Here is a 26,608-nt window from a genome sequence, read left to right as displayed (position 1 = left end):
GGCGCGCGGTCCGCCGGTCGCATCAGGCGCTGCGCAGGCGCAGCTCGAACGAGTCGACCCGCTCCGCGGCGACGGGGTCCGCCGCGAGCCGCTCGCCGACCCGCTGCAGCAGCGCGTCGAGCTGCTGCCGGTCGAGCCCGGCGCGCAGCGTGAGGTCCACGGCGACCTCGGCACGCCCGCCCGGCACCGCCGCGCAGGCGACCACGCCGTCGAGCCCGTCCAGGGCTGCGCGAACGGCGTCCCGGACCGCCACCACCACGGCGCCGTCCGCGACCGCCGGTTCCCAGGGGCGGCCCTCCGCCAGCGCCACCACCGCCGGTCGCGGCACGGTCACGGCCGTCGGGCCCGCAGGGTCCAGGACCAGCACGGGCCAGCCGTCGGACACGGCGGACTGCGCCGCTCGCGACGCCTCGGCCGGCACCGGCCGGGCCTCCGGACGCCACGCCGCCAGGGTGGCGACGCTGCTGAACACCGGCAGCGCGGTGCGCCCGTCCGCGATCTGCAGCCCGACGACGCCCGCCGACGCCGTCGAGTCGCCGGCGTGCTCGGCGGCAGCCTGCTCGGCGGACACCTCGGCGTGGGCCAGCACCGGCACGAGGACCCGGGTGCCGTTCAGCGCGGCCACGACGTCGGCCAACGACGAGCGGCCTGCCGCGTAGGCGCCGACCGCGGCCGCGAGTGCCGGGTCCGCCGATCCGTCGTCGTGCGCGAACGCCGAGGTCGGAGGGAGCTCGCGCGGGCTCACGGCCGCCCGGCGACCTGCAGCGCCGCCTCCAGCGTGAAGGCGCCGGCGTACAGCGCCTTGCCCACGATGGCACCCTCGACACCGACCGGGACCAGCGTGCGCAGCGTGCGCAGGTCGTCCAGGCTCGAGACGCCGCCCGACGCGACCACCGGCGCGGACGTGCGGCCGCACACCTGGCGGAGCAGGTCCACGTTGGGACCCCGCAGGGTCCCGTCCTTGGTCACGTCCGTCACGACGTAACGGGCGCAGCCCGCGTCGTCGAGGCGAGCCAGCACCTCCCACAGGTCCCCGCCGTCCTGGGTCCAGCCCCGGGCCGCGAGCGTGGTGCCGCGCACGTCGAGCCCGACGGCGACGCGGTCCCCGTGCGCCGAGATGGCCGAGGCCGTCCACTCGGGGTCCTCGAGCGCCGCCGTGCCCAGGTTCACCCGTGCCGCGCCGGTCGCGAGTGCCCTGTCGAGGGAGGCGTCGTCGCGGATGCCGCCGGACAGCTCGACCCGGACCCCCCGCTCGGCGAGCTGGGCCGCGACATCCGCGAGCAGCGCGGCGTTGGACCCGCGACCGAAGGCCGCGTCGAGGTCCACCAGGTGCACCCACTCCGCCCCCGCCTGCTGCCAGGCGAGCGCCGCATCCAGAGCGTCGCCGTACCCGGTCTCGGAACCGGCCTCCCCCTGCACCAGCCTCACGGCCTGGCCGTCGACCACGTCGACCGCCGGCAGCAGCTCCAGGCGCGGCTCGCTCATCTCGTCGTGCTCCTCACGTCGGAAAACCGTCGGAAAACCAGGGACTGCCCTGCGGCGACGCGCGTCAGCGCAGAGAGGCGACCCAGTGGGACAGCAGCTGCGCCCCGGCGTCGCCGGACTTCTCAGGATGGAACTGGGTCGCGGCCAGGGGACCGTTCTCCACGGCGGCGACGAACCGGTCGCCGTGCTCCGCCCACGTCACCAACGGCGGTGGCATCGGGCCGGGACGCGCGCCGGCTGCCGCGAGCGGGAACGACCGGGCGGCGTAGGAGTGCACGAAGTAGAAGCGCTCGTCCTCCAGCCCGGCGAAGAGCGTCGACCCCTCGGGAGGCTGCACGGTGGCCCAGCCCATGTGCGGCACGACCGGTGCCTCGAGGCGGTCCACCAGCCCGGGCCACTCCCCCAGCCCCGCGGTGCGCACACCGTGCTCGACACCCTCCGTGAACATCACCTGCATCCCGACGCAGATGCCGAGCACCGGACGGCCGCCGGCGAGGCGGCGGTCGACGACCTGGTCACCCCCGACGGCGCGCAGCCCGGCCATCACGGCGGCGAACGCGCCGACGCCGGGGACGACGAGACCGTCGGCCTCCTGGGCGCGGTCCTTGTCGGCGGTCAGCTCGACCTGCGCACCGACCCTCTCGAGCGCGCGCACGGCGGAGCGCACGTTGCCGAAGCCGTAGTCCAGAACCACGACGTGGGGCTGCTGGGGCACGCCGTCAGGGTACCTGCGCATCGCGCGCCGCCTCCGCGGCGCCCGCGCCTGGGCCCGGCGCGGCACGCGGTGCCCGAGGTGGTGTCAGTCCCGCGAGCGCCGTCCTGCCAGGGTTCGCAGGGCCTTCCACCGAGTCATGCCGACGCTGGTCACCGTGCCCGGCACGTCGGCCGCTCGGATGCCCCGGAGCAGCAGGTCCTCGAGGAGCTCGGGCGCGTCGGACAGCACCAGGCCGGGCGGGAGGTCCCGCGTGCGTTCGCCACCGACCCAGTGCGTGGCGGACACCTGCTGCTTGCGGCGCTCCAGCAGGACGACCGGCACGGCGCGCAGCAGCTCGGAGATCGCCCCGGCCGCCTGCTCGCCGGCGGCCGGGTCCCGCAGCACGGCGATCGCGCCGACCTCCGACGGGACGGCGTCGACGTCGACCTTGGCCAGCGCGCAGGTGGCGGCGAGCGGCGCGGGGTCCGCCACGGGCGTCACGACGAGCGCGACGGACGGGACCTCGTCGTCCAGCTCCGAGAGGTCGTCCGGGATCTCCAGACCCGAGAGCGGGTCGTCGTCAGGCCCGGACGGAACCGGTCCGGCGCCGCTCACAGGGCGCCCTTGGTGGACGGCACGCCCTCCACCCGCGGGTCGAGCGCCACGGCCGCGCGCAGCGCCCGTGCCAGCGCCTTGAACTGCGCCTCGACGATGTGGTGCGGGTCCCGGCCGGCCAGCACGCGCACGTGGATGGTCATCGCGGCGTGGTGCGCGATCGACTCGAGCACGTGCGCCGTCAGGGAGCCGGTGAAGTGGCCCCCGATCAGGTGGTACTGCTGCCCGGCGGGCTCGCCGGAGTGCACGAAGTACGGGCGGCCGGACACGTCGACGACCGCCTGGGCGAGCGCCTCGTCGAGGGGCACCGTGGCGTCCCCGAACCGGGCGATCCCGCGCTTGTCACCCAGCGCCTCGCGCAGCGCCTCGCCGAGCACGATGGCCGTGTCCTCGACCGTGTGGTGCGCGTCGATGTGGGTGTCGCCCCGCGACTGCACCGTCAGGTCGAGCAGCGCGTGCTTGCCGAGCGCCGTGAGCATGTGGTCGTAGAACGGCACCCCGGTGTCGATCGTCGTCCGTCCGGACCCGTCGAGATCCAGCTCGACCACCACGCTCGACTCGCTCGTCGAGCGCTCCACCCGCGCCGTGCGACCGCTCACAGTCCCGCCACCTCCACCAGGGCGGCCTTGAAGGCCGCCGTCTCCTGCGGGGTGCCGACCGACACCCGCAGCCATCCGGCCGGGCCGACCTCACGGATCAGCACGCCACGGTCGAGCAGACCCTGCCAGACGGCGTGCGGGTCGTCGAGGACGCCGAACAGCACGAAGTTCGCGTCCGAGTCCGCCACGGTCAGGCCCTTCGACCGCAGCCATGCCACGAGGTCGTCGCGCTCGTCCCGCAGCGCCCCGACCTGGGCCATCAGCTCCTCGGAGTGCGCCAGCGCGGCGCGCGCGACCGCCTGCGTCACCGCCGACAGGTGGTACGGCAGCCGCACCACGCGCAGCGCGTCGACGAGCTCGGATGCAGCTGCGAGGTACCCGACCCGCCCACCCGCCAGCCCGAAGGCCTTCGACATGGTGCGGCTCACGGCGAGGTTGGGGTGGTCGACGAGCAGCTCGAGCGCCGACGGTGTGCCGCGACGGCGGAACTCGCCGTACGCCTCGTCGACGACGACGACGCAGCCGTCGGGTACCTCGTCGGCCGCCGCCAGCACCGCCTCGACGGTGGCGAGAGGCAGCGCGGTGCCCGTGGGGTTGTTCGGGCTGGCGAGGAGCACCACGCTCGGCCGCTCCTCGGCGATCACGTCGTGCGCGTGCGCGGGGTCGAGGCTGAAGTCCTCCGCGCGGCGGCCGGTGACCCACCGGGTCGACGTGTCACGGGCGTACTCCGGGTACATGGAGTAGGTCGGGGCGAAGGACACCGCCGTCCGCCCGGGCCCGCCGAAGGCCTGCAGCAGGTGCAGCATCACCTCGTTGGAGCCGTTGGCCGCCCAGATCTGGGACGGGTCGAGCCGCACCCCCGACTCCGTGAGCAGGTAGGCCGCCAGGTCCGCCCGGAGGTCGGCGAAGTCCCGGTCGGGGTACCGGTTGAGCGTCGCGGCAGCGGTGCGCACCGCGGCGGCGATGTCGTCGACCACGGCGGGCGAGGGAGGGTACGGGTTCTCGTTGACGTTCAGCCGGACGGGGACGTCCAGCTGGGGAGCCCCGTAGGGGTGCAGACCTGCCAGCTCGGGTCGTAGGGGCAGGGCGGCACGCGGCTGGTCGGCGGTCACCGGACGAGTCTAGGGAGCGCCTCGAACGAGCCCCGCAGCGGTCCGCCGTCCGGGCCGGCGCGTGACCTCGTCCGCCCACCGCCTCAGCTCGCCGACCACCTCACCTGGCGGACGCCCGTCAGAAGCGGACCCGCACCGCCTCGCCGTGCGCCGGCAGCCGCTCCGCGTCGGCGAGCGCGACGACGCGGTCCGCCACCGCGGCGAGCGCCCCGGCGTCGTACTCGACGACCTGCACCGGGCGGACGAACGAGTGGACCCCGAGCCCGCTGGTGAAGTGCGACGAGCCGCCGGTCGGCAGCACGTGGTTCGACCCCGCCATGTAGTCCCCGAGCGACACCGGCGAGTACGGGCCGACGAAGATCGCACCGGCGCTCGTCACCTGCTCGGCGAGCGCGGCCGCGTCCTCCGTCTGGATCTCCAGGTGCTCGGCACCGTACGCGTTGACCACCTCGAGCCCCGCGCGGACGTCGTCCACCAGGACGATCGCGGACTGCGTGCCCGCCAGGGCCGTCCGCACGCGCTCGGCGTTCGCCGTCGCGGGCACCAGCTCAGCCAGCACGGCGTCCACGGCGTCCGCGAGCGCCGACGACGGGGTGACGAGCACCGCCGCCGCGAGCGGGTCGTGCTCCGCCTGCGAGATCAGGTCCGCCGCGACATGGCGGGGATCGGCGGACCGGTCCGCGAGGATCGCGATCTCGGTGGGCCCCGCCTCCGCGTCGATGCCCACACGCCCGCGCACCAGGCGCTTGGCGGCCGCGACGTAGACGTTGCCCGGTCCGGTGATCACGTCCACGGGCTCGCACAGCACCGCGCCGTCGCGGTCGTCCTCCCCGAGCGCGCCGTAGGCGAACATCGCCACCGCCTGGGCCCCACCGACGGCGTACACCTCGTCCACGCCGAGCAGCGCGCACGTGCCCAGCACCACGGGGTCCGGGAGTCCGCCACGGTCCTTCTGCGGCGGCGAGGCGACGGCCAGCGACCCGACCCCGGCCTCCTGCGCCGCGACGACGTTCATCACCACGGACGACGGGTAGACGGCCAGACCGCCGGGGACGTACAGCCCGACCCGCCGCACCGGGATCCAGCGCTGCCGCACCTGGGCACCGGGCGCGAGGTCCGTGACCAACGGCGCGGGCCGCTGCGCGGCGTGCACCTGGCGGACTCGACGGATCGTCTCCTCCAGGGCGGCGCGGATCTCCGGTGCGAGCGCCTCGACGGCCCCCGCGAGGACGTCCGCGGGCACCCGGAGGTGCTCGGGGCGCACACCGTCGAACCGCTCCCCCAGCTCGCGGAGCGCGACCGCACCGCGGGTCCGCACCGCCTCCAGCACGGGGAGCACCGCGGCGACGGCGTGCTCGACGTCCAGCTCCGCCCGAGGAAGCGCGTCGATCAGCTCACGTCGGGACAGGGAACGGCCGCGCAGGTCGATGCGGGAGATCACGGGGCGCAGTCTAGGCGGGGCCCCCGGGGCCGGCCCGGGCCGTCCGAGCCCGCGTGCGGCGGCTGCCTCCTCAGGAGGCCAGGCAGCTCGGTCCCAGCAGCGCCTTCAGATCGCCGAAGAGGGCCGGGGTGCGCTCCACGCGCAGACCGTCGCCGAGCCGCATCACCGTCGCGCGGCCCGGGCTCGTCAGCCGCAGCCGCACCTCGGTGACGCCGGGGTGCGTGCCCAGCACCTCCCGCAGCCGCTCCACCACCGGCGGTGTGCACCGCGCCACCGGGAGCGAGACGAGCAGCGGAGCATCCGTGCCCTGCGAGATGTCCGGCAGGGTCACCTCGTTCGCCTGCAGCTGCAGCTGCTCGTCCCGGCGTCGCACCCGGCCGCGCACGACGAGCACGGCGTCCTCGGCCAGCACGGTGGAGTACGCCAGGTACGTCTCGCCGAAGAAGAGGACCTCGATCGAGCCCTCCATGTCCTCCAGCGTGATCACGGCCCACGGGTTCCCCTGCTTGGACATCTTGCGCTGGAGCGACGTGACCAGGCCCGCCACGACCACCATCGAGCCGTCCGGCCGCGCCTCGTCTGCGAGCAGCGTGGCGATCGACACGTCCGCCGCCGTCGTGAGCACGTGCTCCAGCCCGGACAACGGGTGGTCGGACACGTACAGGCCCAACATCTCGCGCTCGAACTGCAGCCGCTGCCGCTTGTCCCAGTCCGGGACGTCCGGCACGGTGACCGCGAACCCTGGACCGCTGTCCGCGCCGCCGCCCATCAGATCGGCGAACAGGTCGAACTGACCTTCCGCCTCCTTGCGCTTCACGCCGATGACGGAGTCGACGGCCTGCTCGTGCACCAGCAGCAGCCCGCGTCGGGTGTGGCCCAGCGAGTCGAACGCCCCCGCCTTGATCAGCGACTCGATGGTGCGCTTGTTGCACACCACGGCCGGCACCTTGTCCAGGAAGTCGGTGAAGGAGGTGAACGCCCCCTTCTCCTCGCGCGCCTTGACGATCGCGTCCACCACGTTGGCGCCCACGTTGCGCACGGCCGTCAGACCGAACCGGATGTCGTCGCCAACGGCCGTGAACAGGGCGGAGGAGGAGTTGACGTCCGGGGGCAGCACCGTGATGCCCATGTGCCGGCACTCGCCGAGGTACAGCGCCGACTTGTCCTTGTCGTCGCGCACGCTCGTCAGCAGGGCGGCCATGTACTCGGTCGGGTAGTTCGCCTTGAGGAACGCCGTCCAGTACGACACCACCCCGTACGCCGCGGAGTGCGCCTTGTTGAACGCGTAGCCGGCGAACGGGACCAGGGTGTCCCACACCGCCTGGATCGCCGCGTCGGAGTAGCCGTTCGCGCGGCACCCCGCCTGGAACGGGATGAACTCCTTCTCGAGGATCTCCTTCTTCTTCTTGCCCATCGCGCGGCGGAGCAGGTCGGCCTGGCCCAGCGTGTAGCCGGCCAGCTTCTGTGCGGCGCGCTGCACCTGCTCCTGGTAGACGATCAGCCCGTGGGTGATCCCCACGACGTCCTGCAGCGGCTCCTCGAGCTCGGGGTGGATCGGCTCGACGTTCTGCAGCTTGTTCTTGCGCAGCGCGTAGTTGATGTGCGAGTTCATGCCCATCGGACCGGGCCGGTACAGGGCGATGACGGCGGAGATGTCCTCGAAGCTGTCCGGTCGCATCTGCCGCAGCAGCGAGCGCATCGGGCCGCCGTCCAGCTGGAACACCCCGAGCGTGTCGCCGCGCGCCAGCAGGTCGTACGTCGGCTGGTCGTCGAGCGGCGTGTCCTCGATGAGGATCGCCGGCTTGCCGTTCGCGACGATGTTCGCCAGCGCGTCGTCCAGGATCGTCAGGTTCCGCAGACCGAGGAAGTCCATCTTGATCAGGCCCAGCGCCTCGGACGCCGGCTGGTCGAACTGCGTGATGATCGCGCCGTCCTGCGGGCGCTTCATGATCGGGACGACGTCCGTCAGCGGGACGCTCGACATGATCACGCCGGCCGCGTGCACGCCCCACTGCCGCTTGAGGTTCTCCAGCCCTCGCGCCGTCTCCAGCACGCGCTGCGCCTCGGGGTCTGCGGCGACGACCTGGCGGAACTCCTCCGCCTCCGCGTACCGCGGGTGCTCGGGGTCGTACATGCCGGACAGCGGGATGTCCTTGCCCATGACCGCCGGCGGCATCGCCTTGGTCAGCTTGTCGCCCATGGCGAAGGGGAAGCCGAGCACCCGCGAGGAGTCCTTGAGCGCCTGCTTCGCCTTGATGGTGCCGTAGGTGACGATCTGGGAGACCCGGTCCTCGCCGTACTTCTCGGTGACGTAGCGGATCACCTCGCCGCGCCGACGCTCGTCGAAGTCCACGTCGACGTCCGGCCAGGAGATGCGCTCGGGGTTGAGGAACCGCTCGAAGATCAGCCCGTGCTTGAGCGGGTCGAGCTCGGTGATGCCCATCGCGTAGGACGCCATCGAGCCCGCCGCGGACCCACGACCCGGTCCGACGCGGATCCCCTGCGACTTCGACCAGTTGATGAAGTCGGCGACGACGAGGAAGTAGCCCGAGAACCCGAGCTGCGTGATGACGCCGGTCTCGTACTCCGCCTGGCGGCGCACGTCCTCCGGCACCTCGCCGTGGTAGCGCCGCTGCAGGCCGCGCTCCACCTCCTTGATGAACCAGGAGTCCTCGTTCTCCCCCGGCGGGGTGTCGAAGCGGGGCATGTAGTTCACGCCCGTCGTGAACTCGACCTCGCACTGCTCGGCGATCCGCAGGGTGTTGTCGCACGCCTCGGGCAGCTCGGCCCAGGTGCGCCGCATCTGCTCCGCCGACTGCAGGTAGTAGCCCGTCCCCCCGAAGGCGAACCGGCTGCCACCCTGGTCGGACGTCGGCTCGTCCAGCGTCGAGCCGGACTGCACCGCGAGCAGGACCTCGTGCGCGTGGGCGTCCTCCTCGCGCGTGTAGTGCAGGTCGTTGGTGGCGACGAGCGGTGCGTCCAGCGCCTCCGCGATGCGCAGCAGGTCCTTGATCACCCGGCGCTCGATGTCGAGCCCGTGGTCCATCAGCTCGACGTAGAAGTACTCCTTGCCGAAGATGTCCTGCAGCTCGCCGGCGGCGCGCAGCGCCTGGTCGAACTGACCCAGCCGCAGCCGGGTCTGCACCTCGCTGGAGGGGCAGCCCGAGGTGGCGATCAGGCCGTCGGCGTAGCGCGACAGCAGCTCGCGGTCCATCCGGGGCCACTTGCCCATCTGGCCCTCGAGGGACGCCTCCGACCCGAGCCGGAAGAGGTTGTGCATGCCCGCGGTGGTCCGGGACAGCAGGGTGAGGTGGGTGTACGCCCCGCGCGCGGAGACGTCGTCGGCCGCCTGGTGCGCCTCGCCCCACCGGACCCTGGTCTGGTCGAACCGGCTGGTGCCCGGGGTGACGTACGCCTCGACGCCGATGATCGGCTTGATCCCGTGGGCCTTGGCCTTCTGCCAGAACTCGAACGCGCCGAACAGGTAGCCGTGGTCGGTGATCGCCATGGCCTTCTGGCCCAGGCGTTCCGCCTCGTCGAACAGCTCGCCGATCCGTGCCGCACCGTCCAGCATCGAGTACTCGGTGTGCACGTGGAGGTGGACGAAGTCGGTGCTCTTCGAGCCACCCGCCGCTGCCATGCGGGCGATCCTACGTCGCCCCACCGACGCCCTCCGGTGTGTCGTCGGGCGTGCCGCGGCGGGGTCAGCGGTACGTCGAGCGCAGCTCGTCCAGGGCGTGCTGGAGGTCCTGCGGGTACTCGCTGACGACCTCGAGCCAGCTGCCCGTCGCCGGGTGCTCGAAGCCGAGGCGGACGGCGTGCAACCACTGCCGAGTGAGCCCGAGCCGCTGCGCCAGCGCCGGATCGGCGCCGTAGGTGAGGTCCCCGACCAACGGGTGGCGAAGCGCCGCGAAGTGCACGCGGATCTGGTGGGTCCGGCCCGTCTCGAGGTGGACCTCCGTGAGCGAGGCCCCGGGGAGCGCCTCGATCACCTCGTAGTGCGTCACCGACGGCTTCCCGTCGGCGACCACCGCGAACTTCCAGTCCGACGACGGGTGCCGCCCGATGGGGGCGTCGATCGTGCCGGTCGCCGGCGACGGATGCCCCTGGGCCAGAGCGTGATAGACCTTCTCGACCGTGCGCTCCTTGAAGGCGCGCTTCAGGGCCGTGTACGCGCGCTCGCTCTTGGCGACCACCATCAGCCCGGAGGTGCCGACGTCCAGCCGGTGCACGACACCCTGCCGCTCGGCGGCTCCCGACGTGGACACCCGGTAGCCCGCAGCGGCGAGCGCCCCGACCACCGTCGGGCCGGTCCACCCCGGCGACGGGTGCGCCGCCACCCCCACGGGCTTGTCGACGACCACCAGGTCGTCGTCGTCGTACCGGACCACCATCCCCGGCACCGGTTCCGGCGGCGCGGCGGCCCTGGCCGATGCCACGTCGGGGAGCTCCACCTCGAGCCACCCGCCCGCGACGAGGCGGTCCGACTTGCCGAGAGGCCGGCCGTCCAGGGCGACTGCGCCCGCCTCCACCAGATCAGCCGCCCGCGTGCGGGACAGGCCGAGCAGCCGTGCCACGGCAGCGTCCGCCCGTTCCCCGGCGAGACCGTCCGGCACGGGCAGGCTCCGTCGCTCGCTCACTGCGGGACGTCGTCCGCCGACGCGGCCGCCCCGCCCCGCGCCACGCGCTCCGGCCTGCTGCCGTCCAGCTGGACACCGCGCATGGTCTGGAGCACCACCAGCACGGCGGCCACGACGATCGCCACGTCGGCGACGTTCCCGACGAAGAGGTGGCCGTAGGCGATGAAGTCGACGACGTGCCCGCGCGCAGGCCCTGGCGCCCGGACCAGCCGGTCGACCAGGTTGCCCACCGCGCCCCCGAGCAGCAGGCCGAACGCCAGCGCCCACCCGGTGGAGCCGAGCCGCCGCGAGACCCGCACGACGACCACCACGACGGTCGCGGCGATGATCGTCAGCACCCAGGTCATGCCGGTCGCGATCGACAGCGCGGCGCCGGGGTTGAACACGAGCTGCAGCCCCAGGAGGCTGTCGAGCACCGGACGGCGCAGACCGTCCGCCAGTGCGCGGAGCGCCCACGCCTTCGTCAGCTGGTCGACGACCAGCACCAGCGCCGCGAGGACGACGACGAGACCGAGCAGTCGCCGGTGCGCCGGCGCTCCGGCCGCGCCCGGAGGCACGGCCGCGCCCCCGTCCCGCGCAGACCGCGAAGGGTCTGCATCGGCCTGCTGGGCGGTACCGGGGATCGGTCGTGGCTCGTCAGGCGTGGGCACCGCAGGAGTCTACGGGCGCGTCAGCGCCGTTCCTCGCGCTGCTTGCACTCGACGCAGAGCGTGGCCCGCGGGAACGCCTGCAGCCGAGCCTTGCCGATCGGCTTGCCGCAGGACTCGCAGGCGCCGTACGTCCCCGCCGCGATCCGCTCCAGGGCGTGACGCGTCTGCTCGAGCAGGTCGCGGGTGTTGTTCACCAGCGTCAGCTCGTGCTCGCGCTCGAGCGCCGAGGACCCGTAGTCGGCCTGGTCGTCACCGGCCCCGTCGCCGGAGTGCCGCAGCAGCTCGGACAGCTCCGCGTCGGCGTTCACCAGCTCGCCCTCGAGCCGCGCGCGCTCCGCCGTCAGCTCGTCGGCGACCTCCGTCACCTCGGCCGCCGTCCACGGCTTCTCACCGTCCCGTACGGGGAACTGCTTCACCATCGTGCTCAGGTCCTTGGTCTCGCCGCTCGCGGTGAGCGTGGTGAGTGCCTCGTTCATGGCCGTCGGTCCCCCCTCGCTGGAGTCACGCGAATGTATTCGTGTGCAGGCCGGAGCACAACAGGACACGCACCCGTTCGCCCGCGGTGACCGGCTGAAGTCTCGCGGAACCTGCCGCGCGTGCCCGGTTCCGGCCTCGGCGCAGGTCAGGGACGCGAGCCGCGACGACCTCGCACCGGCCGGACCACGAGGTGGCGACGCCGCAGACGCACGACCGCCCGGCACCCCAGGAGGGGCGCCGGGCGGCGCGACGACGACGCTGCGACCGCGGGAGGCCGCAGACTCAGATGCCCTGGACCTCGCCCACGGGCTGCGCCTGGCCGCTGCGCGGGGGCAGCGCGTTGCCGCGGTTGTCCAGGTCGCCGAGGAGGTTCTCGAGGTAGCTCTTCAGACGCGTGCGGTAGTCGCGCTCGAACACCCGCAGCTCGTCGATCTTGCGCTCGAGCAGCGACCGCTCCTGCTCCAGCTGGCCGAGCGTCCGCTGGGAGGTCTCCTCCGCCTCGCGGACGATGTGGGTCGCACGGGACTTCGCCTCGTTGATCAGGCGGTCGGACTCCTCCTGACCGCTGCGCACGTAGTCGTCGTGCAGCTTCTGCGCCAGCGCGAGCATCCCGGTGGCCGACTCGGGCTCGTTGCGGGGCGCCGGTGCCGTGACCGCCGGGATGGGGGGCGCGACTGCGGCGACGGGAGCGGGCGCGGGGGCCTGGACGGGCTCCGGGACGGGAGCGGGCTCCGGCTTCGGCGCGGGCGGCTGCTGCTGCGCGCCGGTGCGGCTCAGCTCCGCGATCCGACGCTCGGCTGCTGCGAGCTTCGTCTTGAGGTCCTCGTTCTCGTTCTGCACTTCGCGCAGGGTGTTGACGATCTCGTCGAGAAAGTCGTCGACCTCGTCCTGGTCGTACCCCTCGCGGAACTTCGTCGACTGGAACTTCTTGTTCAGGACGTCGTCTGCGGTCAGCAGTGCCATCGTCGTCACCTCTGTCGGTCGTGCTGCTAGGCCGGCGGCAGTCCACCGACCGCCTCGGGCCACCGTAGCGGACAAACGGCGAGCCGGACTCCCCCCGACACGCGTGCCGTCCGGGTGAGGAGCGGGGCCTTGCGGCTGCCCTCCGGCGCCCGTTCACGGCTGTCCGGCCGGGCGCGACCGGCGCTCGACCCCTCCTGTCCTATATGACCGAGAGCAGCACGATGCAGATGAGGAACAGCACGGTGAACGCCAGGTCGAGCTGCACCGGTCCGAGCCGCAGCGGGGGCAGGAAGCGCCGGAGCAGGCGCAGCGGCGGGTCCGTGACCGTGTAGGTCGCCTCGGCGACCACCAGAGCCACGCCTGTCGGGCGCCACGTGCGGGCGAAGACCTGGACCCAGTCGAGCACCATCCGCACGAGCAGGATCAGGAAGAAGACCAGGACCGCCAGGTGCAGGACGGCGCGGACCAGGCCCACCGGTCAGCTCTGGTTGTAGAAGCCGGGGCGCCCGGCCGCATCGGGGCCGTGCCCCTCACCGGAGACCTCGACCGTCGCCGGGGAGAGGAGGAACACCTTGCTGGTGACGCGCTCGATCGCACCGTGCAGACCGAAGATCAGGCCGGCGGAGAAGTCGACGAGGCGCTTGGCGTCGGCGTCGTCCATGTCCGTGAGGTTCATGATCACCGGGACACCGTCCCGGAACGCCTCACCGATCTTGCGGGCGTCGTTGTACGAGCGCGGGTGGATCGTGGTGATCCGGCGCAGCTCGCTGGACGTCGCCGCAGCGACGGCGGCACCGGTGACGCGGGTGGGTCGCCGCAGCGGGGTGACCTGAGCCTCGAACTGGTCCGGCACCTCGGCCTCCTCGACGTCGTCCTCGACCCACTCGTCCTGCTCCTCGGGCCGCTCGTCGGCCAGACCGAGGTACAGCATCGTCTTCCGCAACGCTCCAGCCATCGCGTCTGCTCCCATCCTCCGGACGTCTCCGGTCCCCCACCCGTCCGGGTCGACCCCCGGAGACGGCGCAGCGCCACCGGCGGAAGCACTGCGCTCGTCACGCTAGCAAGGCGTCCTCGCTGGTCGGCGGCGCGACACGCGGTGCCGCGGGCAGCAGCCGGACGATCCCGCAGGAGCGGCCCGTCGTCGTGCCGGCCGCGGTCGCCCGTCGGTGCGAGTAGAGGTCGGGATCCCGGAAGGTGTCGCGATCGACGCGGTGGACCCGGCGCACCCCTGCTGCCGCCAGCACGGCGACGACGCCGGCGGGGAGGTCGAGCGCGGGGGTGCCCCACGACGTGGTCGCCGAGGTGGCCGGCACCACCTGGGCCACCGCGTCGCGCAGGTCGGCCGGCACCTCGTACGACCGCCCGGCGATCGACGGTCCCACCGCCGCGACGACCCGGTCCAGGCGGCCGCCTAGATCGGTCATCGCGTCGAGCGCCGCCTGGACCACTCCCGCCAGGAGGCCGCCACGGCCGGCGTGCACCGCCGCGACCACCCCGGCCTCGAGGTCCGCGAGCAGCACGGGGACGCAGTCCGCGACGAGGACCGCCAGCGCGACGTCCGTCCGGGTGGTCACCAGGGCGTCGGCCACCGCGACCGAGTCGGTCCGGTCCGCGGGAGGGCCGTCGACGACCACGACGTCGCGCCCGTGCACCTGCGTGGCGAACGCCACCGGGACCCCGACCCACTGCGCGAGGAGCTCACGGTTGCGGCGCACCGTGTCCGGGTCGTCACCCACGGCGAGGCCGAGGTTGAGACCGTCCCACGGCGCCACGCTCACGCCGCCCGCTCGCGTGGTGAACCCGGCGCGGACCGACGGACCGAGGCCGGCCTCGAGAACCTCGAGACCGGCCTGCGGTGCGCTGGGGCTCATCGACTACTTGAGGAAGTCCGGCACGTCCAGGTCGTCCGTCTCGCGACGGGGCGGCTCCTCGGTGAAGACCCGAGGCACCTCGAGGGGACCCGTGAGCGGCCGGGGCTCCGCCTCGGTCGACAGGAAGGCGGGGACCGGCGAGGTGGCCGGCGCCTGGACGGGCTCGAGGGGTTCGGGCACGTACGTCCGCGGCGCGGGGACGACCGGCGTCTGGTGAGCGCCCGGCAGGGCGGCCGGACGCGCCGCCGCGGCCTGCTGGCCCCCGCCGCTCACCTGGCCGAGGGCCCGCGCGTCCCGTCGCACCTGCGGCGAACCGCCGTCGAAACCGGCCGCGATGACCGTGACCCGCACCTCGTCGCCGAGCGCGTCGTCGATGACCGCGCCGAAGATGATGTTCGCCTCGGGGTGCGCCGCCTCCTGCACCAGCCGCGCGGCTTCGTTGATCTCGAACAGACCGAGGTCCGAACCGCCCTGGATGGACAGCAGCACGCCGTGCGCGCCGTCGATGCTCGCCTCGAGCAGCGGAGACGAGATCGCCATCTCCGCGGCCTGCACCGCACGGTCCTCGCCGCGGGCGAAGCCGATGCCCATCAAGGCGGAGCCGGCGCCCTGCATCACCGACTTCACGTCCGCGAAGTCGAGGTTGATCAGGCCCGGTGTGGTGATCAGGTCGGTGATGCCCTGCACACCGGAGAGGAGCACCTGGTCGGCGGAGTGGAAGGCATCGAGGACGCTGACCGAGCGGTCCGAGATCGACAGCAGGCGGTCGTTGGGGATGACGATCAGCGTGTCGACCTCGGCGCGCAGGGCGTCGATCCCGGAGTCCGCCTGGTTGGAGCGGCGCCGACCCTCGAAGGTGAACGGCCGGGTGACGACACCGATCGTGAGCGCGCCGAGCGAGCGGGCGATCCGCGCGACGACGGGCGCACCGCCGGTGCCGGTGCCGCCACCCTCACCCGCGGTGACGAAGACCATGTCCGCCCCGCGCAGGACGTCCTCGATCTCCTCGGTGTGGTCCTCGGCGGCCTTCTTGCCGACCTCCGGGTCGGCGCCGGCGCCGAGCCCACGGGTCAGCTCGCGACCGACGTCGAGCTTGACGTCCGCGTCGGACATGAGCAGGGCCTGCGCATCGGTGTTGATCGCGATGAACTCGACGCCCTTGAGACCGACCTCGATCATGCGGTTCACGGCGTTGACGCCGCCGCCGCCGATGCCGACGACCTTGATGACCGCCAGGTAGTTCTGCGGAGCTGCCACGGTGGGTGCCTCTCGTTCTCGCGTCGTGCGGGTCGCGGCCGGGCCGCGGTCGCCGCTCCGACACGCGGAGCGTCGCTTCAACCTTCACCCTCAAGTTGAGGGTTAGAGTTATGTCAGGCCTGTCGTCAGTGCGTGACGCTAGGTCCGCACCTCATCCCGATCAACGACCGCGCCGCGCGTGTCGGCGGGTGATCCCTGACGGGCTCTCTCACCGCGTGATCGGCAGCCGCGGCGCCGACACGTCGTAGACGTGCGCTCCCTTGGCCGTCGGCGACGCCCGGAGCGCGGTGAGCACCGCGATCTTCAGGGCGGTCTCCTGAGAGCTGCCCCAGTCCACCTCGACACCGTCGCGCAGATGCATGGTCACGGTGTCCTGGGTCTGGGCCGCCACGCCGGCGACCTCGGCCAGGAGCGCCGGCGGAAGCTGGCGCAGCACGCCGAGCACGGCCTGCAGCGTGCGTGCGTCGTCGGCGGGCACGTCGACGACGGGCAGCCCGGCGGGCGCCGCATCGGCGCGGCCGACCTGGACGCCTTCCTCGTCGAGAAGGGAGAAGCCCGGCTTGGCCGCACCGGCCGGCGCCTGCTTCTCGGGAACGGCCGCCACGGGCTCGCGCGCGACGAGCTGGACGGTGAGCCCGTGCGGCCAGTCGCGCGTGACGCGAGCCTCCCGGACCCCCGGCACCTGGAGCAGCCGATCCCGCAGCGCCACGGTCCCGAGGCGCGGCAGCGGGACGCCGCCGTCCTTCGCGACGACGGCCCGCACCTGGTCGACGGCCACGACGGTGCCGGCTCCGGCGACGGTCACGTCCGCGGGCCGCAACGCCAGCACCGGGGACCAGAGCAGCAGCCAGGCGAGCGCGCCGACCACCAGGACGGCAGCCGCCGCGAGGGCGATCTGCCGACGCGCGAGCGTGCGGCGCGCGCGTGCCCGCTCGGCGAAGCGCTGCACCGAGCGCGTGGAGACGACCGGCGGGCGAACCGGGCCCCCGAACCGGCGCACCTGGTACGTGGTGGCCGTCTGGTACCGGCTCCCGGCCGGCGCGGCCGGCAGCGCGGACGGCCCGCTCGGCGCGGGCGATGACGTGGAGGCGACCGGTGCGGCCGCCGTCTTCGACGGGGCCGCGGCCGGTGGCACGCCCGTCTCGACGTGCGGCTCGCGGACCGGTTCACGGACCGAGTCGCCGACCGGCGAGCGAGCAGCCTCCGGTCGCGCGGTGCTCCGTGGAGTCGTTCGGCTCGGGGTCGGCGGTCGGGTACGCGGTGCAGGTGGGCGGGACGGGCTCATCAGGCCGGCCCCGCCCCACCCTGGTCCGCTCGGCCCGCGCCCAGCCGGGCGTCCAGTGCGGCGAGGACCACGGGTGCCAGCTGCGTCACGTCACCCGCGCCGACGGTGAGCACCAGGTCGCCCGGACGTGCCAGGGCCGCGACCGCGGACGCCGCCTCTGTCCTGCCGGCGACGAACCGGCCGCGACCCGGCGTGGTCATGCGGTCGGTGATCAGGGCACCCGTCACGCCGGGCTCGGGGTCCTCGCGCGCTGCGTAGACGTCGGTGACCACCACGGCGTCGGCGAGCTCGAGCGCGTGCGCGAACTCGTCGGCGAACGTCCGTGTGCGGGAGTACAGGTGTGGCTGGAACAGCACGAGGACCCGGCCGTCGCCGGCCACCTGGCGCGCGGCGCCCAGCAGCGCGGCGATCTCCGTCGGGTGGTGGGCGTAGTCGTCGACCACCCGCACCCCGCCCGCGGTCCCCCGGCCCTCGAACCGCCGTCCCGTGCCCCGGAAGGCACCCAGCGCCTCCGCGGCCGCGGTCGCGTCGAGGCCCAGGCGGCGCAGCACGGCCCACGCGGCGGCGGCGTTCAGGCCGTTGTGCGCGCCGGGGACGGCGAGACGCACCACGACCCGCTCGGCGCCCGCGGCGAGCTCGGTCTCCCAGCCCTGCGCCGTGGCCCGGGTGGGACCCACGTGCACGTCGGAACCGGCCGAGCGACCGTAGGTCACCACCTCGACCCCGCGGGCGACGAGGCGATCCGTCACGGTGCGCACCAGGCGGGCCGCACCGGGGTCGTCGAGGCACGCCACCAGCTGGCCGCCCGGACGGATGCGGTCCGCGAACGCCGCGAAGGCCGCCTCGAACGCCTCCCTGGTCCCGTAGTGGTCGAGGTGGTCCGGCTCGACGTTGGTCACCACCGAGACGAGCGGCCGGTAGGCCAGGAACGAGCCGTCGGACTCGTCCGCCTCGGCGACGAACGGTCCGTCGCCGTGCCGGCCGCCACCGACCGGTCCTGGCACGGTCAGCACCGTGCCGCCGATGGCGAACGACGGGTCCACCCCGGCGTGCAGCAGCGCGGTCGCCACCATCGCCGACGTGGTCGTCTTCCCGTGCGCACCCGCCACGGCGACGGAGTCCCGACCGGCCATCAGGGCGGCCAGCGCCTGGGACCGGTGCAGGACGCGCAGACCGGCCGCACGCGCGGCCGCCAGCTCGGGGTTGGTCTCCCGTACCGCGGAGGAGATCACGACCGTGTCGACGTCCCGTACCGCCGACGCGTCGTGCCCCACGTGCACGCGGACGCCGGCCTCGCGCAGGCCGGGCAGCGCCGGGCCGTCCTGGGCGTCGGAGCCCGAGACGTCCAGGCCGCGGGCGGCCAGCAGCGCCGCGACGGCGGACATCCCCGCACCGCCGACGCCGATCAGGTGCACCCGGCCGAGGGAGTCGACGGAGGGCACGTCGTCGCCCCGCTCCTCCCTACCGGTGGCACCGGGCTCCGGAGACGCCGGCGGCGAGGTCGGCCGTGCGACGGGCGGCAGCTGGTCGAGCACCAGCTGAGCCACCCGCTGCGCCGCGTCACGGACACCCACCGACGCGGCCGCTCGCGCCATCTGCTCTCGCTGCCGCACCGCGCCCGGTCCGACCAGCAGCGGCAGCACATGGGCGCGCAGCCACGACGCGTCCAGCGCCGTGTCGTCCACCAGGAGGCCACCCCCGGCGGCGACCACCGAGGCGGCGTTGAGGCGCTGCTCCCCGTTGCCGACCGGCAGCGGCACGTACACCGCCGGGATGCCGAGCGCAGCGAGCTCGCACACGGTGCCCGCGCCCGCGCGGCCGACCACCAGGTCCGCCACCGCGAGCGCCAGCTCCATCCGGGACAGGTACTCGAGCACGTGGTAGTGCTCCGCGCCGGGGAGATCCTCCGTGGCGCGGCGAACCGGGTCGGCCTTGCCGCGGCCGGTGAGGTGCAGCACCTGCACGCCGGAACCGAGCAGGTCGCTCGCGGCCGCCGAGACGGCACGGTTGATGCTGAGCGCACCGAGCGAACCCCCGGTGACCAGGAGCGTCGGGAGGTCGGGGTCGAGGCCCAGCTCGTCGGCCGCGCGACGCCGCGCCGCTGCGGGGTCGGTCGCGCGTTCGTCCAGCAGCGCGGCGACCGCAGGGCGCAAGGGCAGACCCGTCACCTGGGCGTGCGGCAGCACGGTTCCCGGGAACGTCACCGCGACGGCACGCGCCCACCGGGCTCCGAGCCGGTTCGCCAGGCCCGGCCGCGCGTTCTGCTCGTGCACCACGACGGGCAGCCCCCGGTGGCGCGCTGCGAGGTACGCCGGGGTGGACACGTAGCCGCCGAAACCCACGACGACCTGCGCCCCGGCGTCCTCCAGCGCGGACGTGGCGGCTCCGACCGCGGCGCGCAGCCGCGCGGGCAGGTGCAGCAGCGCCCCGCTCGGACGCCTCGGCAGCGGGACACGGGGGACGATGGCGAGCGGCAGGCCGTAGGCGGGCACCAGGTCCGACTCGAGGCCCTCGCGGGTGCCGAGCACGGTGATCCGGATGCCGGGACGCGCAGCGCGCAGCGCGTCGGCGACCGCCAGAAGCGGGTTGACGTGGCCCGCGGTGCCGCCCCCGGCGAGCAGGACCGAGCCCGGGTCGTCAGCCACGCGCGCGCCCCAGGACGGCCAGCGACCGGCGCACCACCGACGGTCGGGCCGCGAGCGCCTCGGCGGCACCCGGTTCCGAGCGGGCGAACGCCAGCACCACACCGATCGCGGCCATCGTCATGATCAGGGCTGAACCTCCGGCGGAGACGAGCGGCAGCGGGACGCCGATGACGGGCAGCAGACCGATCACCACGGCGATGTTGATCATCGCCTGGCCGACGATCCAGCACAGGATCGCGCCGGTGGTGATGCGGGCCATGGGGTCGGGGTGCCGCCGGATCACGCGGATCATCGCGAACGCGAGCAGCGCGAACAGGGCCAGCACCAGCAGGGTGCCGATGAGGCCGAGCTCCTCACCGATGATCGCGAAGATGAAGTCGTTGTGCGCGGCCGGCAGGTACGACCACTTCTCGCGGCTCTCCCCCAGACCCAGGCCGCCCCAGCCGCCGCTCGCGAGCCCCCAGCCGCCGTGCAACGTCTGGTAGCACTCGTTCTGCACGTCGCAGCTGCCGGACAGCCAGGACCGGATGCGGCCGACGCGGTTGTGGCCCAGGGTCACCAGCGGGATGACCGCCGCGACGCCGCCGACGACGAGTGTCACCAGGTACCGGCGCGGCACCGCGGCGATCCACATCGCACCGAACAGCAGGAGCAGCAGCACCATCGCGGTACCGAGGTCCTGGCCGAGCAGGACCGTCCCGATCGGGATGATGCCGCCGATCGGGATGACGGGGACCAGGGCGTGCTGCCAGCGGTGCAGCAGCGGCAGCTTGCGGGCGAGCACGGCGCCGAGCCACAGGGCGAGGGCCAGCTTCAGCGCCTCGGACGGTTGACCGGAGAACCCGGGGAGGCACACCCAGTTCTGGTTGCCGCCCGCCCCGCAGCCGAGGCCCGGCACGAACACCATCATCTGGAACACGACGCCGGCGGCGAGCGCGGGCCAGGCCAGCTTGCGCAGCACCCGCACCGGCAGCCGCGACGCGAGCAGCATCAGCGGCAGTCCGATCAGCGCGAACTTGGTCTGGTCCAGGAAGACGGCGTACGCCGAGTTGCCCTTCTGCAGGGACTCGACGCTGGAGCTCGACAGCACCATCACCAGGCCGATCACCAGCAGCAGGGCAGACGACCCCGCCAGCACGTAGTAGCTGGTCACGGCGCTGTTCCAGTGCCCGAGCGCGGAACGACGCCGCACCGGGTCCGCCGCGACGGCGTCCGGCTGGGCGGAGACCACGGGGTTCACGACTGCCCGGACAGGCCCCGGACGGCGGCAGCGAAGGCGTCGCCGCGCTCCGCGTAGGACGTGAACTGGTCCATGGACGCGCACGCGGGGGCGAGCAGCACGTTCACCGGGGTACCGGCGGGGGCCTGGGCGGCGAGCCGCTCGGCGGCCTGCACGGCACGGGTCATCACCGGTTCAGTGTCACCGGCGACCACCTCGACCACCGGGACCTGCGGCGCGTGTCGGGCCAGGGCGTCCCGCAGCGGTGCGCGGTCCACGCCGATCAGCACGACGGCGCGGAGCCGGTCGCGGCGCTGCTGCACGAGCTCGTCGAACGTGGCGCCCTTCGCGAGCCCGCCGGCGATCCACACCACGCTCGCCTCGCCGAACGCCGCGAGGGAGGCGGCGGCAGCATGCGCGTTCGTCGCCTTCGAGTCGTCGATCCAGGCGACCGAGCCGCGCTGCGCGACGGTCACGATGCGGTGCGCCCCCGGTGCGAAGGCGCGCAGGCCGGCACGGACGTCGGCCGGCGCGACGCCGTGGGCCAGGGCCAGCGCGGCAGCCGCCAGGGCGTTGGACACCACGTGCGGCGGCACCTGCCCGTCCGGACCGGCCAGCTGCGCGAGGTCGTCCAGGGTCGCCAGCTCCTGGGCGTGCGTGTGCCGCAGCCGCGCGAACCCCCGGTCGACCAGCACGTCCTCGACCACACCGACCTGACCGACCGACGGCACGCCGAGGGTGAACCCGACGGCGACGGCGCCGTCGACCACGTCCGCCTCCTCCACCAGCCGACGCGTCACCGGATCGGCCGCCGAGTACACGCAGGCCCGCTCCACCCGGTCGAGCACGCGCCCCTTGTCGGCCGCGTACGCCTCCATGGAGCCGTGCCAGTCGAGGTGGTCCGCCGCGACGTTGAGCACGGCCGCCGCCTGCGCCGCCATGCTGCTGGTGAAGTGCAGCTGGAAGCTGGACAGCTCGACGGCCAGCACGTCGTTGGCGGGGTCGGTCGCGGCGAGCACCAGCGGGTTGCCCACGTTGCCGGCGGAGACGGCGTGCTCACCGGCGGCCCGCAGGATCGACTCCAGCATCCCGACCGTCGTCGTCTTGCCGTTGGTGCCCGTGACGGCCAGCCAGGGCGCCGGCCCCGTGCCGTCCGCACGGTCGACCCGGACCCGCCAGGCCAGCTCGACCTCGCTCCACACCGGTACGCCGCGCTCGACGGCAGCCGCGAGCACGGGGTGCCGCGGCTGCAGGCCCGGAGAGGTCACGACGAGGTCGACCTCCGCGAGACCGTCGCGCGACAGGAAGTCGTCCGCGTCGTGCTCGTCCGCGGTACCGGGCCGGTCGTCGAACGTCCGGACCCGGGCCCCGAGCCGCTCGAGCACCTGCACGGAGGCACGCCCCGACAGACCGAGACCCGCCACCAGCACCCGCGCACCGGCCAACGTGACGTCCGGCGTGCCCGGCGACGCTGCCCTCGGACCGTCCACGCCGTCCGCCGAGCCGTCCACCGACGTCCGCACCTACCCCGCCACCCATTCCCCGTAGAACAGCCCCACGCCGAGAGCCACGAACAGCCCGGCGATGATCCAGAACCGGATCACGATCGTCACCTCGCCCCACCCCGACAGCTCGAAGTGGTGGTGCAGCGGCGCCATCTTCAGCACCCGTCTGCCGGTCGCCTTGAAGAAGCCGATCTGGACCACGTCCGACATCACGATGACGACGAACATGCCACCCAGGATCGCCGCGAGGATCTCGGTGCGCGTGAGGATCGAGAAGCCCGCCAGCGCGCCACCGAGCGCGAGGGAGCCGGTGTCGCCCATGAAGATCTGCGCGGGGCTGGCGTTCCACCACAGGAAACCGAAGAGCGCCCCGGTGATCGCGGCGGCGACCACGGCGAGCGCGAGCGGGTCCCGGGTCTCGTAGCAGCGAGGGCCCACCGAGCCGAGGATCTGGCAGGACTGCTTGAACTGCCACACGCCGACCACCACGTAGGCGCCGAAGACGATGAGCGAGACGCCGGTCGCCAGGCCGTCCAGGCCGTCGGTCAGGTTGACCGCGTTGGACCAGGCCGTGATCAGGAAGTTCGCCCAGACGACGAAGAGGATCAGACCGATCGCCGCGCCGGCGAACGCCAGGTTCAGGTCCGTGTCACGCACGAACGAGATGTGGGTCGAGGCGGGAGTGCGGAACCGCGCGTTGGGGAACTGCAGCGCGGCGACGGCGAAGGCGATCCCGACCACGCCCTGGCCGACGATCTTCGCCGCCGGTGACAGCCCGAGACTGCGCTGCCGGGAGATCTTGATGAAGTCGTCGAGGAACCCGACGACACCGAGCCCCGCCATGAGGAACAGCACGAGGATCGCCGACGCCGAGGGCGCCGTGCCGGTGAGGAGCAGGCCGGCCAGCCAGCCCACGATCGTCGCGACGATGATGACGACGCCGCCCATCGTCGGCGTGCCGCGCTTGGTGAAGTGCGCGGTGGGACCGTCCTGCCGGATGAACTGTCCGTAGCGCCGGCGCACCAGGAACCGGATCAGCAGCGGCGTGCCCAGCAGCGCGGCGACCATGGAGACGCCGCCGGAGATCAGGACCGCCTTCACTCGCCCGCTCCGACCAGCCGGTCGCCGAGCTGCCAGAGCCCGGACCCGTACGACGACTTCACCAGCACGACGTCGCCGGCGCGCAGCTCCTGGGCGAGGAACTGCTCGGCCGCGTCGATGTCGTCCGCCAGCACCACCTCGTCGCCCCACGAGCCCTCATGGTTCGCACCGTCGCGGATCGCTCGCGCACCGTCCCCGACCACCACGGTCAGCCCGATGTTGAGCCGGACGACGAGCCGGCCGATCGCGTCGTGGGCCTGGCGCGCTTCGGCACCCAGCTCGAGCATCTCGCCGAGGACCGCCACCGAGCGGCGGTCCCGGCCGGCGAGCTGCGCGAGGGCCTTCAGCGCGGCGCGCATCGAGTCCGGGTTGGCGTTGTAGGAGTCGTCGACCACGGTGACGCCGTCCGGACGGTCCACCACGTGCATCCGGTGGGGGCTCAGGGCGTCCGCGGACGACAGTCCGGCGGCGACGTCGGCCAGCTCGAGCCCGCCCACCAGCGCGGTGGCGGCCGCCGCCAGCGCGTTGTGCACGTGGTGCTCCCCCACCAGCCGCAGCCGCACCGACGCCGACCGCGGGGCGTGCGTGGTGCGAGCGTCGACCAGCGTGAACGCCGCCCGCCCGCGCTGGTCGAGCGTCACGTCGGTGGCGCGCACCTGCGCGGCCGGAGAAATGCCGAAGGTCACCACCGGTCCGGGGGCGAGCTCCGCCATCGCCATCACGCGATGGTCGTCGGCGTTCAGCACCGCGACGCCGTCGGACCGAAGACCGCGGACCAGCTCGGACTTGGCCCGAGCCGTCGCCTCGACACCGCCGAACTCGCCCAGGTGGGCGGCGCCCACGACGAGCACGACGGAGACGTCCGGCGGCGCGATCTGCGTGAGGTACTCGATGTGCCCGATGCCGGACGCGCCCATCTCGAGCACCAGGTGCGTCGTCGCCTCGTCCGCACGCAGCACCGTCAGGGGCAGGCCGATCTCGTTGTTGAACGAACGCACCGGCGCGACCGTCGGCCCGTCGGCCGCGAACAGCTGCGCCAGCAGGTCCTTCGTCGTCGTCTTCCCGACCGACCCGGTCACGGCGACGACCTGCAGCGCTGCACCGCCCGGCTCGGCCGCGGCCTCGCGCAGCCGGGCGAGCACCTCACGGGCCAGGGCGCCGAGCGCCACCGTCACGTCGTCCACCAGCACGGCGGGCAGGGTTCCTCCTGCCGGGTGCGGCACGTCGTGCGCCGCGAGCACCAGCACGGCGCCCGCCTCCACGGCTCGCGCCGCGAACGCGTGACCGTCGACGTGCTCGCCGGGCAGCGCGACGAAGAGCGCACCCGGGAGCACCTCGCGCGAGTCCGACACCACCGGACCGCTGACGACGGTCCCCGGGTGCACCCCGGACAGCACGCCGCCCGTCGCGGCCGCGACCTCGGCCGCCGTGAGGGCGATCACGCGTGCAGCCCGGATGCCGCACCGGCCGCGGCGAGCCGCTCGTCCCGGACGGCGGTCAGCACGTCGCGGTCGTTGTAGCGGTGGAACACCCCCGCGATCTCCTGAGTCGGCTCGTGCCCCTTGCCCGTGATGATCACCGTGTCCTCGTCGCCTGCCAGGTCGAGGGCGCGCCGCACGGCGTCGGCACGGCCGGTCGTCACCTCGAGCACGTCCACAAGATCGGGTCGCTGCGCGCGGGCACCCTCCAGGATGGCCGCCCGGATCGACGCCGGGTCCTCCGAACGCGGGTTCTCGTCGGTCACGACGACGACGTCCGCCAGCCGCGCCGCGATCTCGCCCATCATCGGCCGCTTGCCGCGGTCCCGGTCGCCGTCGGACCCGAGCACGATCACCAGGCGTCCCGGCGTGATCGGCCGGACGGCCTCCAACGCCAGCACCAGCGCGTCCGGCGTGTGGGCGTAGTCGACGAGCGCCAGCGGGAAGCCGCCGCCGCGCTCGATCACCCGCTCCATCCGGCCGGGGATCTCGTGCGCGTGCGCGACCGCCTCGATCGCGGTCGGCAACGGCACGCCCGCCGTGTGCGCCAGCACCACCGCCGTCGCGGCGTTGGAGACGTTCACCAGTCCCGGCAGCGGGCTGGCGGCGTGGTGCCTCGCACCGTCGGGCCCTCGGAGCACGAAGCTCGAGCCGACGCCGTCGAGCCCGATCTGCGCCTCGACCACCGCCCAGTCGGCCGCGTCACCCACCGGGTCCCCGACATGGGTCGCCACCGTCTGCACCGGGATCGGTGCGGAGGCAGCAAGGCGCCGGCCCCACTCGTCGTCGACCACGACGACGCCCCGTCGCGCCTGGTCGGCCGCGAACAGCCGCGACTTGTCGGCGAAGTACGTCTCCATGTCGCCGTGGAAGTCGAGGTGGTCGCGCTGCAGGTTGGTGAAGCCGACCACGTCGAAGACCAGACCGCGGACGCGGCCCAGCGCGAGCGCGTGCGACGAGACCTCGGTGCTCATCGCCGTCGCGCCGCGCTCCGCCGCCAGCGCGAGGATCGCCTGCAGGACCGGCGCCTCGACCGTCGTGCGGGGGCTCTCGATCGCCTCGTCCCCGATCCGCAGCTCGACCGTGCCGAGCACCGCCGTCACGCGGTGCACCGCGCGCAGCGCCGCGTCGACGAAGTACGTGGTGGTCGTCTTTCCGTTGGTCCCGGTGACCCCGACGGTGACCAGTCCCTCGCCAGGGTCTCCGTGGACCCACGCGGCCACCGGCCCCGCGAGGCCGCGCGGATCGGCCGCGACGAGCACCGGAACCCGTGCCGCCACACCGGCGGCGACGGCTGCCGCCAGCCCCGCGTCGTCGGTCAGCACCGCGACGGCGCCCGCGTCGACGGCCTGCTCGGCATACCGCGCGCCGTGCACGGTGAACCCCGGGACGGCGACGAAGAGGTCGCCCGGCTGCACGTCGCCGCTGGCCATGCTGACCCCGCTGACGACGCTGCCGGCGACCGGAACACCCTCCGCCACCAGGGCGAACGCCTCGACCAGATCGTCCACCCGACGGGCCGGGGGACTGAGCGGACGCATCCGTCCCTGGGGGGAGGTCATGGGGAGAAT

General features: G+C 73.7%; 23 protein-coding genes. All 23 read right to left on the bottom strand.

Annotated elements, in window-relative coordinates; translation table 11 throughout:
* Positions 1-22: 22 nt before the first annotated feature.
* Entirely contained in the window at positions 23-745 is a 723-nt protein-coding gene (locus tag ACFQTY_RS07715; protein WP_378099014.1) for an SseB family protein, read from the bottom strand.
* Positions 742-1,485 (bottom strand): bifunctional 1-(5-phosphoribosyl)-5-((5-phosphoribosylamino)methylideneamino)imidazole-4-carboxamide isomerase/phosphoribosylanthranilate isomerase PriA, encoded by a 744-nt coding sequence (gene priA / locus ACFQTY_RS07710; RefSeq protein WP_378099012.1) that lies wholly within the window; start codon positions 1,483-1,485, stop codon positions 742-744. Before priA ends, ACFQTY_RS07715 begins: the two co-directional genes overlap by 4 nt.
* 64 nt (positions 1,486-1,549) lie before the next feature.
* Positions 1,550-2,221 carry an imidazole glycerol phosphate synthase subunit HisH gene (gene hisH, locus ACFQTY_RS07705; RefSeq protein ID WP_378099010.1) on the bottom strand — a complete coding sequence of 224 codons (672 nt, stop codon included), beginning with the start codon at positions 2,219-2,221 and terminating at the stop codon, positions 1,550-1,552.
* 63 nt (positions 2,222-2,284) lie between these two features.
* The gene (locus tag ACFQTY_RS07700) at positions 2,285-2,794 is read right to left on the bottom strand and encodes a hypothetical protein (protein WP_378099008.1); all 510 of its coding nucleotides are present in this window, start codon (positions 2,792-2,794) and stop codon (positions 2,285-2,287) included.
* Entirely contained in the window at positions 2,791-3,393 is a 603-nt protein-coding gene (hisB, locus tag ACFQTY_RS07695) for an imidazoleglycerol-phosphate dehydratase HisB (protein ID WP_263732295.1), read from the bottom strand. Before hisB ends, ACFQTY_RS07700 begins: the two co-directional genes overlap by 4 nt.
* Positions 3,390-4,505 (bottom strand): histidinol-phosphate transaminase, encoded by a 1,116-nt coding sequence (locus tag ACFQTY_RS07690; protein WP_378099006.1) that lies wholly within the window; start codon positions 4,503-4,505, stop codon positions 3,390-3,392. The genes hisB and ACFQTY_RS07690 overlap by 4 nt, the downstream gene beginning before the upstream one ends.
* Before the next feature lie 118 nt (positions 4,506-4,623).
* Entirely contained in the window at positions 4,624-5,946 is a 1,323-nt protein-coding gene (hisD, locus tag ACFQTY_RS07685; RefSeq protein WP_378099004.1) for a histidinol dehydrogenase, read from the bottom strand.
* A gap of 70 nt (positions 5,947-6,016) precedes the next feature.
* Positions 6,017-9,586: a DNA polymerase III subunit alpha gene (gene dnaE / locus ACFQTY_RS07680; protein ID WP_378099002.1), complete on the bottom strand. Its 3,570-nt coding sequence runs from the start codon at positions 9,584-9,586 to the stop codon at positions 6,017-6,019.
* 64 nt (positions 9,587-9,650) lie between these two features.
* A complete protein-coding gene (locus tag ACFQTY_RS07675) occupies positions 9,651-10,586 on the bottom strand; it encodes an RluA family pseudouridine synthase (protein ID WP_378099000.1) in 936 nt (311 codons plus the stop codon).
* Positions 10,583-11,236, bottom strand: coding sequence for a signal peptidase II (lspA, locus tag ACFQTY_RS07670; protein ID WP_378098998.1), 654 nt, complete (start codon positions 11,234-11,236; stop codon positions 10,583-10,585). Before lspA ends, ACFQTY_RS07675 begins: the two co-directional genes overlap by 4 nt.
* Before the next feature lie 20 nt (positions 11,237-11,256).
* Positions 11,257-11,712 (bottom strand): TraR/DksA C4-type zinc finger protein, encoded by a 456-nt coding sequence (locus ACFQTY_RS07665; protein WP_291758565.1) that lies wholly within the window; start codon positions 11,710-11,712, stop codon positions 11,257-11,259.
* A gap of 283 nt (positions 11,713-11,995) precedes the next feature.
* A complete protein-coding gene (locus ACFQTY_RS07660; protein WP_337972950.1) occupies positions 11,996-12,676 on the bottom strand; it encodes a DivIVA domain-containing protein in 681 nt (226 codons plus the stop codon).
* A gap of 199 nt (positions 12,677-12,875) precedes the next feature.
* Entirely contained in the window at positions 12,876-13,151 is a 276-nt protein-coding gene (locus ACFQTY_RS07655) for a YggT family protein (RefSeq protein ID WP_263732303.1), read from the bottom strand.
* A gap of 3 nt (positions 13,152-13,154) precedes the next feature.
* The gene (locus ACFQTY_RS07650; RefSeq protein ID WP_337972951.1) at positions 13,155-13,631 is read right to left on the bottom strand and encodes a cell division protein SepF; all 477 of its coding nucleotides are present in this window, start codon (positions 13,629-13,631) and stop codon (positions 13,155-13,157) included.
* 97 nt (positions 13,632-13,728) lie between these two features.
* Positions 13,729-14,547 (bottom strand): peptidoglycan editing factor PgeF, encoded by an 819-nt coding sequence (gene pgeF / locus ACFQTY_RS07645; protein ID WP_378098994.1) that lies wholly within the window; start codon positions 14,545-14,547, stop codon positions 13,729-13,731.
* A gap of 3 nt (positions 14,548-14,550) precedes the next feature.
* Positions 14,551-15,804, bottom strand: coding sequence for a cell division protein FtsZ (ftsZ, locus tag ACFQTY_RS07640; RefSeq protein ID WP_378098992.1), 1,254 nt, complete (start codon positions 15,802-15,804; stop codon positions 14,551-14,553).
* 208 nt (positions 15,805-16,012) lie between these two features.
* Entirely contained in the window at positions 16,013-16,939 is a 927-nt protein-coding gene (locus ACFQTY_RS07635; RefSeq protein WP_378098990.1) for a cell division protein FtsQ/DivIB, read from the bottom strand.
* Positions 16,940-17,088: 149 nt separating this feature from the next.
* Positions 17,089-19,734: a UDP-N-acetylmuramate--L-alanine ligase gene (gene murC / locus ACFQTY_RS07630; protein WP_378098988.1), complete on the bottom strand. Its 2,646-nt coding sequence runs from the start codon at positions 19,732-19,734 to the stop codon at positions 17,089-17,091.
* Positions 19,727-20,965: a putative lipid II flippase FtsW gene (gene ftsW, locus ACFQTY_RS07625; RefSeq protein WP_378098985.1), complete on the bottom strand. Its 1,239-nt coding sequence runs from the start codon at positions 20,963-20,965 to the stop codon at positions 19,727-19,729. The genes murC and ftsW overlap by 8 nt, the downstream gene beginning before the upstream one ends.
* 5 nt (positions 20,966-20,970) lie before the next feature.
* The gene (gene murD, locus ACFQTY_RS07620) at positions 20,971-22,476 is read right to left on the bottom strand and encodes a UDP-N-acetylmuramoyl-L-alanine--D-glutamate ligase (protein WP_378098983.1); all 1,506 of its coding nucleotides are present in this window, start codon (positions 22,474-22,476) and stop codon (positions 20,971-20,973) included.
* Positions 22,477-23,559 (bottom strand): phospho-N-acetylmuramoyl-pentapeptide-transferase, encoded by a 1,083-nt coding sequence (mraY, locus tag ACFQTY_RS07615; protein ID WP_378098981.1) that lies wholly within the window; start codon positions 23,557-23,559, stop codon positions 22,477-22,479.
* Positions 23,556-25,001 (bottom strand): UDP-N-acetylmuramoyl-tripeptide--D-alanyl-D-alanine ligase, encoded by a 1,446-nt coding sequence (gene murF / locus ACFQTY_RS07610; RefSeq protein WP_378098979.1) that lies wholly within the window; start codon positions 24,999-25,001, stop codon positions 23,556-23,558. The genes mraY and murF overlap by 4 nt, the downstream gene beginning before the upstream one ends.
* Positions 24,998-26,599, bottom strand: a complete 1,602-nt coding sequence (locus ACFQTY_RS07605) for a UDP-N-acetylmuramoyl-L-alanyl-D-glutamate--2,6-diaminopimelate ligase (protein WP_378098977.1) — start codon at positions 26,597-26,599, stop codon at positions 24,998-25,000. The genes murF and ACFQTY_RS07605 overlap by 4 nt, the downstream gene beginning before the upstream one ends.
* Positions 26,600-26,608 lie beyond the last annotated feature (9 nt).

The organism is Cellulomonas sp. T2.31MG-18 (assembly GCF_964266755.1).
Classification (GTDB): Bacteria; Actinomycetota; Actinomycetes; order Actinomycetales; family Cellulomonadaceae; genus Cellulomonas.
This window is presented reverse-complemented; position numbering and strand designations above follow the sequence as displayed.

What these genes read in the sequence shown, in the direction of transcription:
- priA (WP_378099012.1), bottom strand. Translation starts at nt 1,485, where the DNA reads ATGAGCGAGCCGCGCCTGGAGCTGCTGCCGGCGGTCGACGTGGTCGAC.
- hisH (WP_378099010.1), bottom strand. Translation starts at nt 2,221, where the DNA reads ATGCGCAGGTACCCTGACGGCGTGCCCCAGCAGCCCCACGTCGTGGTT.
- dnaE (WP_378099002.1), bottom strand. Translation starts at nt 9,586, where the DNA reads ATGGCAGCGGCGGGTGGCTCGAAGAGCACCGACTTCGTCCACCTCCAC.
- ACFQTY_RS07665 (WP_291758565.1), bottom strand. Translation starts at nt 11,712, where the DNA reads ATGAACGAGGCACTCACCACGCTCACCGCGAGCGGCGAGACCAAGGAC.
- ACFQTY_RS07660 (WP_337972950.1), bottom strand. Translation starts at nt 12,676, where the DNA reads ATGGCACTGCTGACCGCAGACGACGTCCTGAACAAGAAGTTCCAGTCG.
- ACFQTY_RS07650 (WP_337972951.1), bottom strand. Translation starts at nt 13,631, where the DNA reads ATGGCTGGAGCGTTGCGGAAGACGATGCTGTACCTCGGTCTGGCCGAC.
- pgeF (WP_378098994.1), bottom strand. Translation starts at nt 14,547, where the DNA reads ATGAGCCCCAGCGCACCGCAGGCCGGTCTCGAGGTTCTCGAGGCCGGC.
- ACFQTY_RS07605 (WP_378098977.1), bottom strand. Translation starts at nt 26,599, where the DNA reads ATGACCTCCCCCCAGGGACGGATGCGTCCGCTCAGTCCCCCGGCCCGT.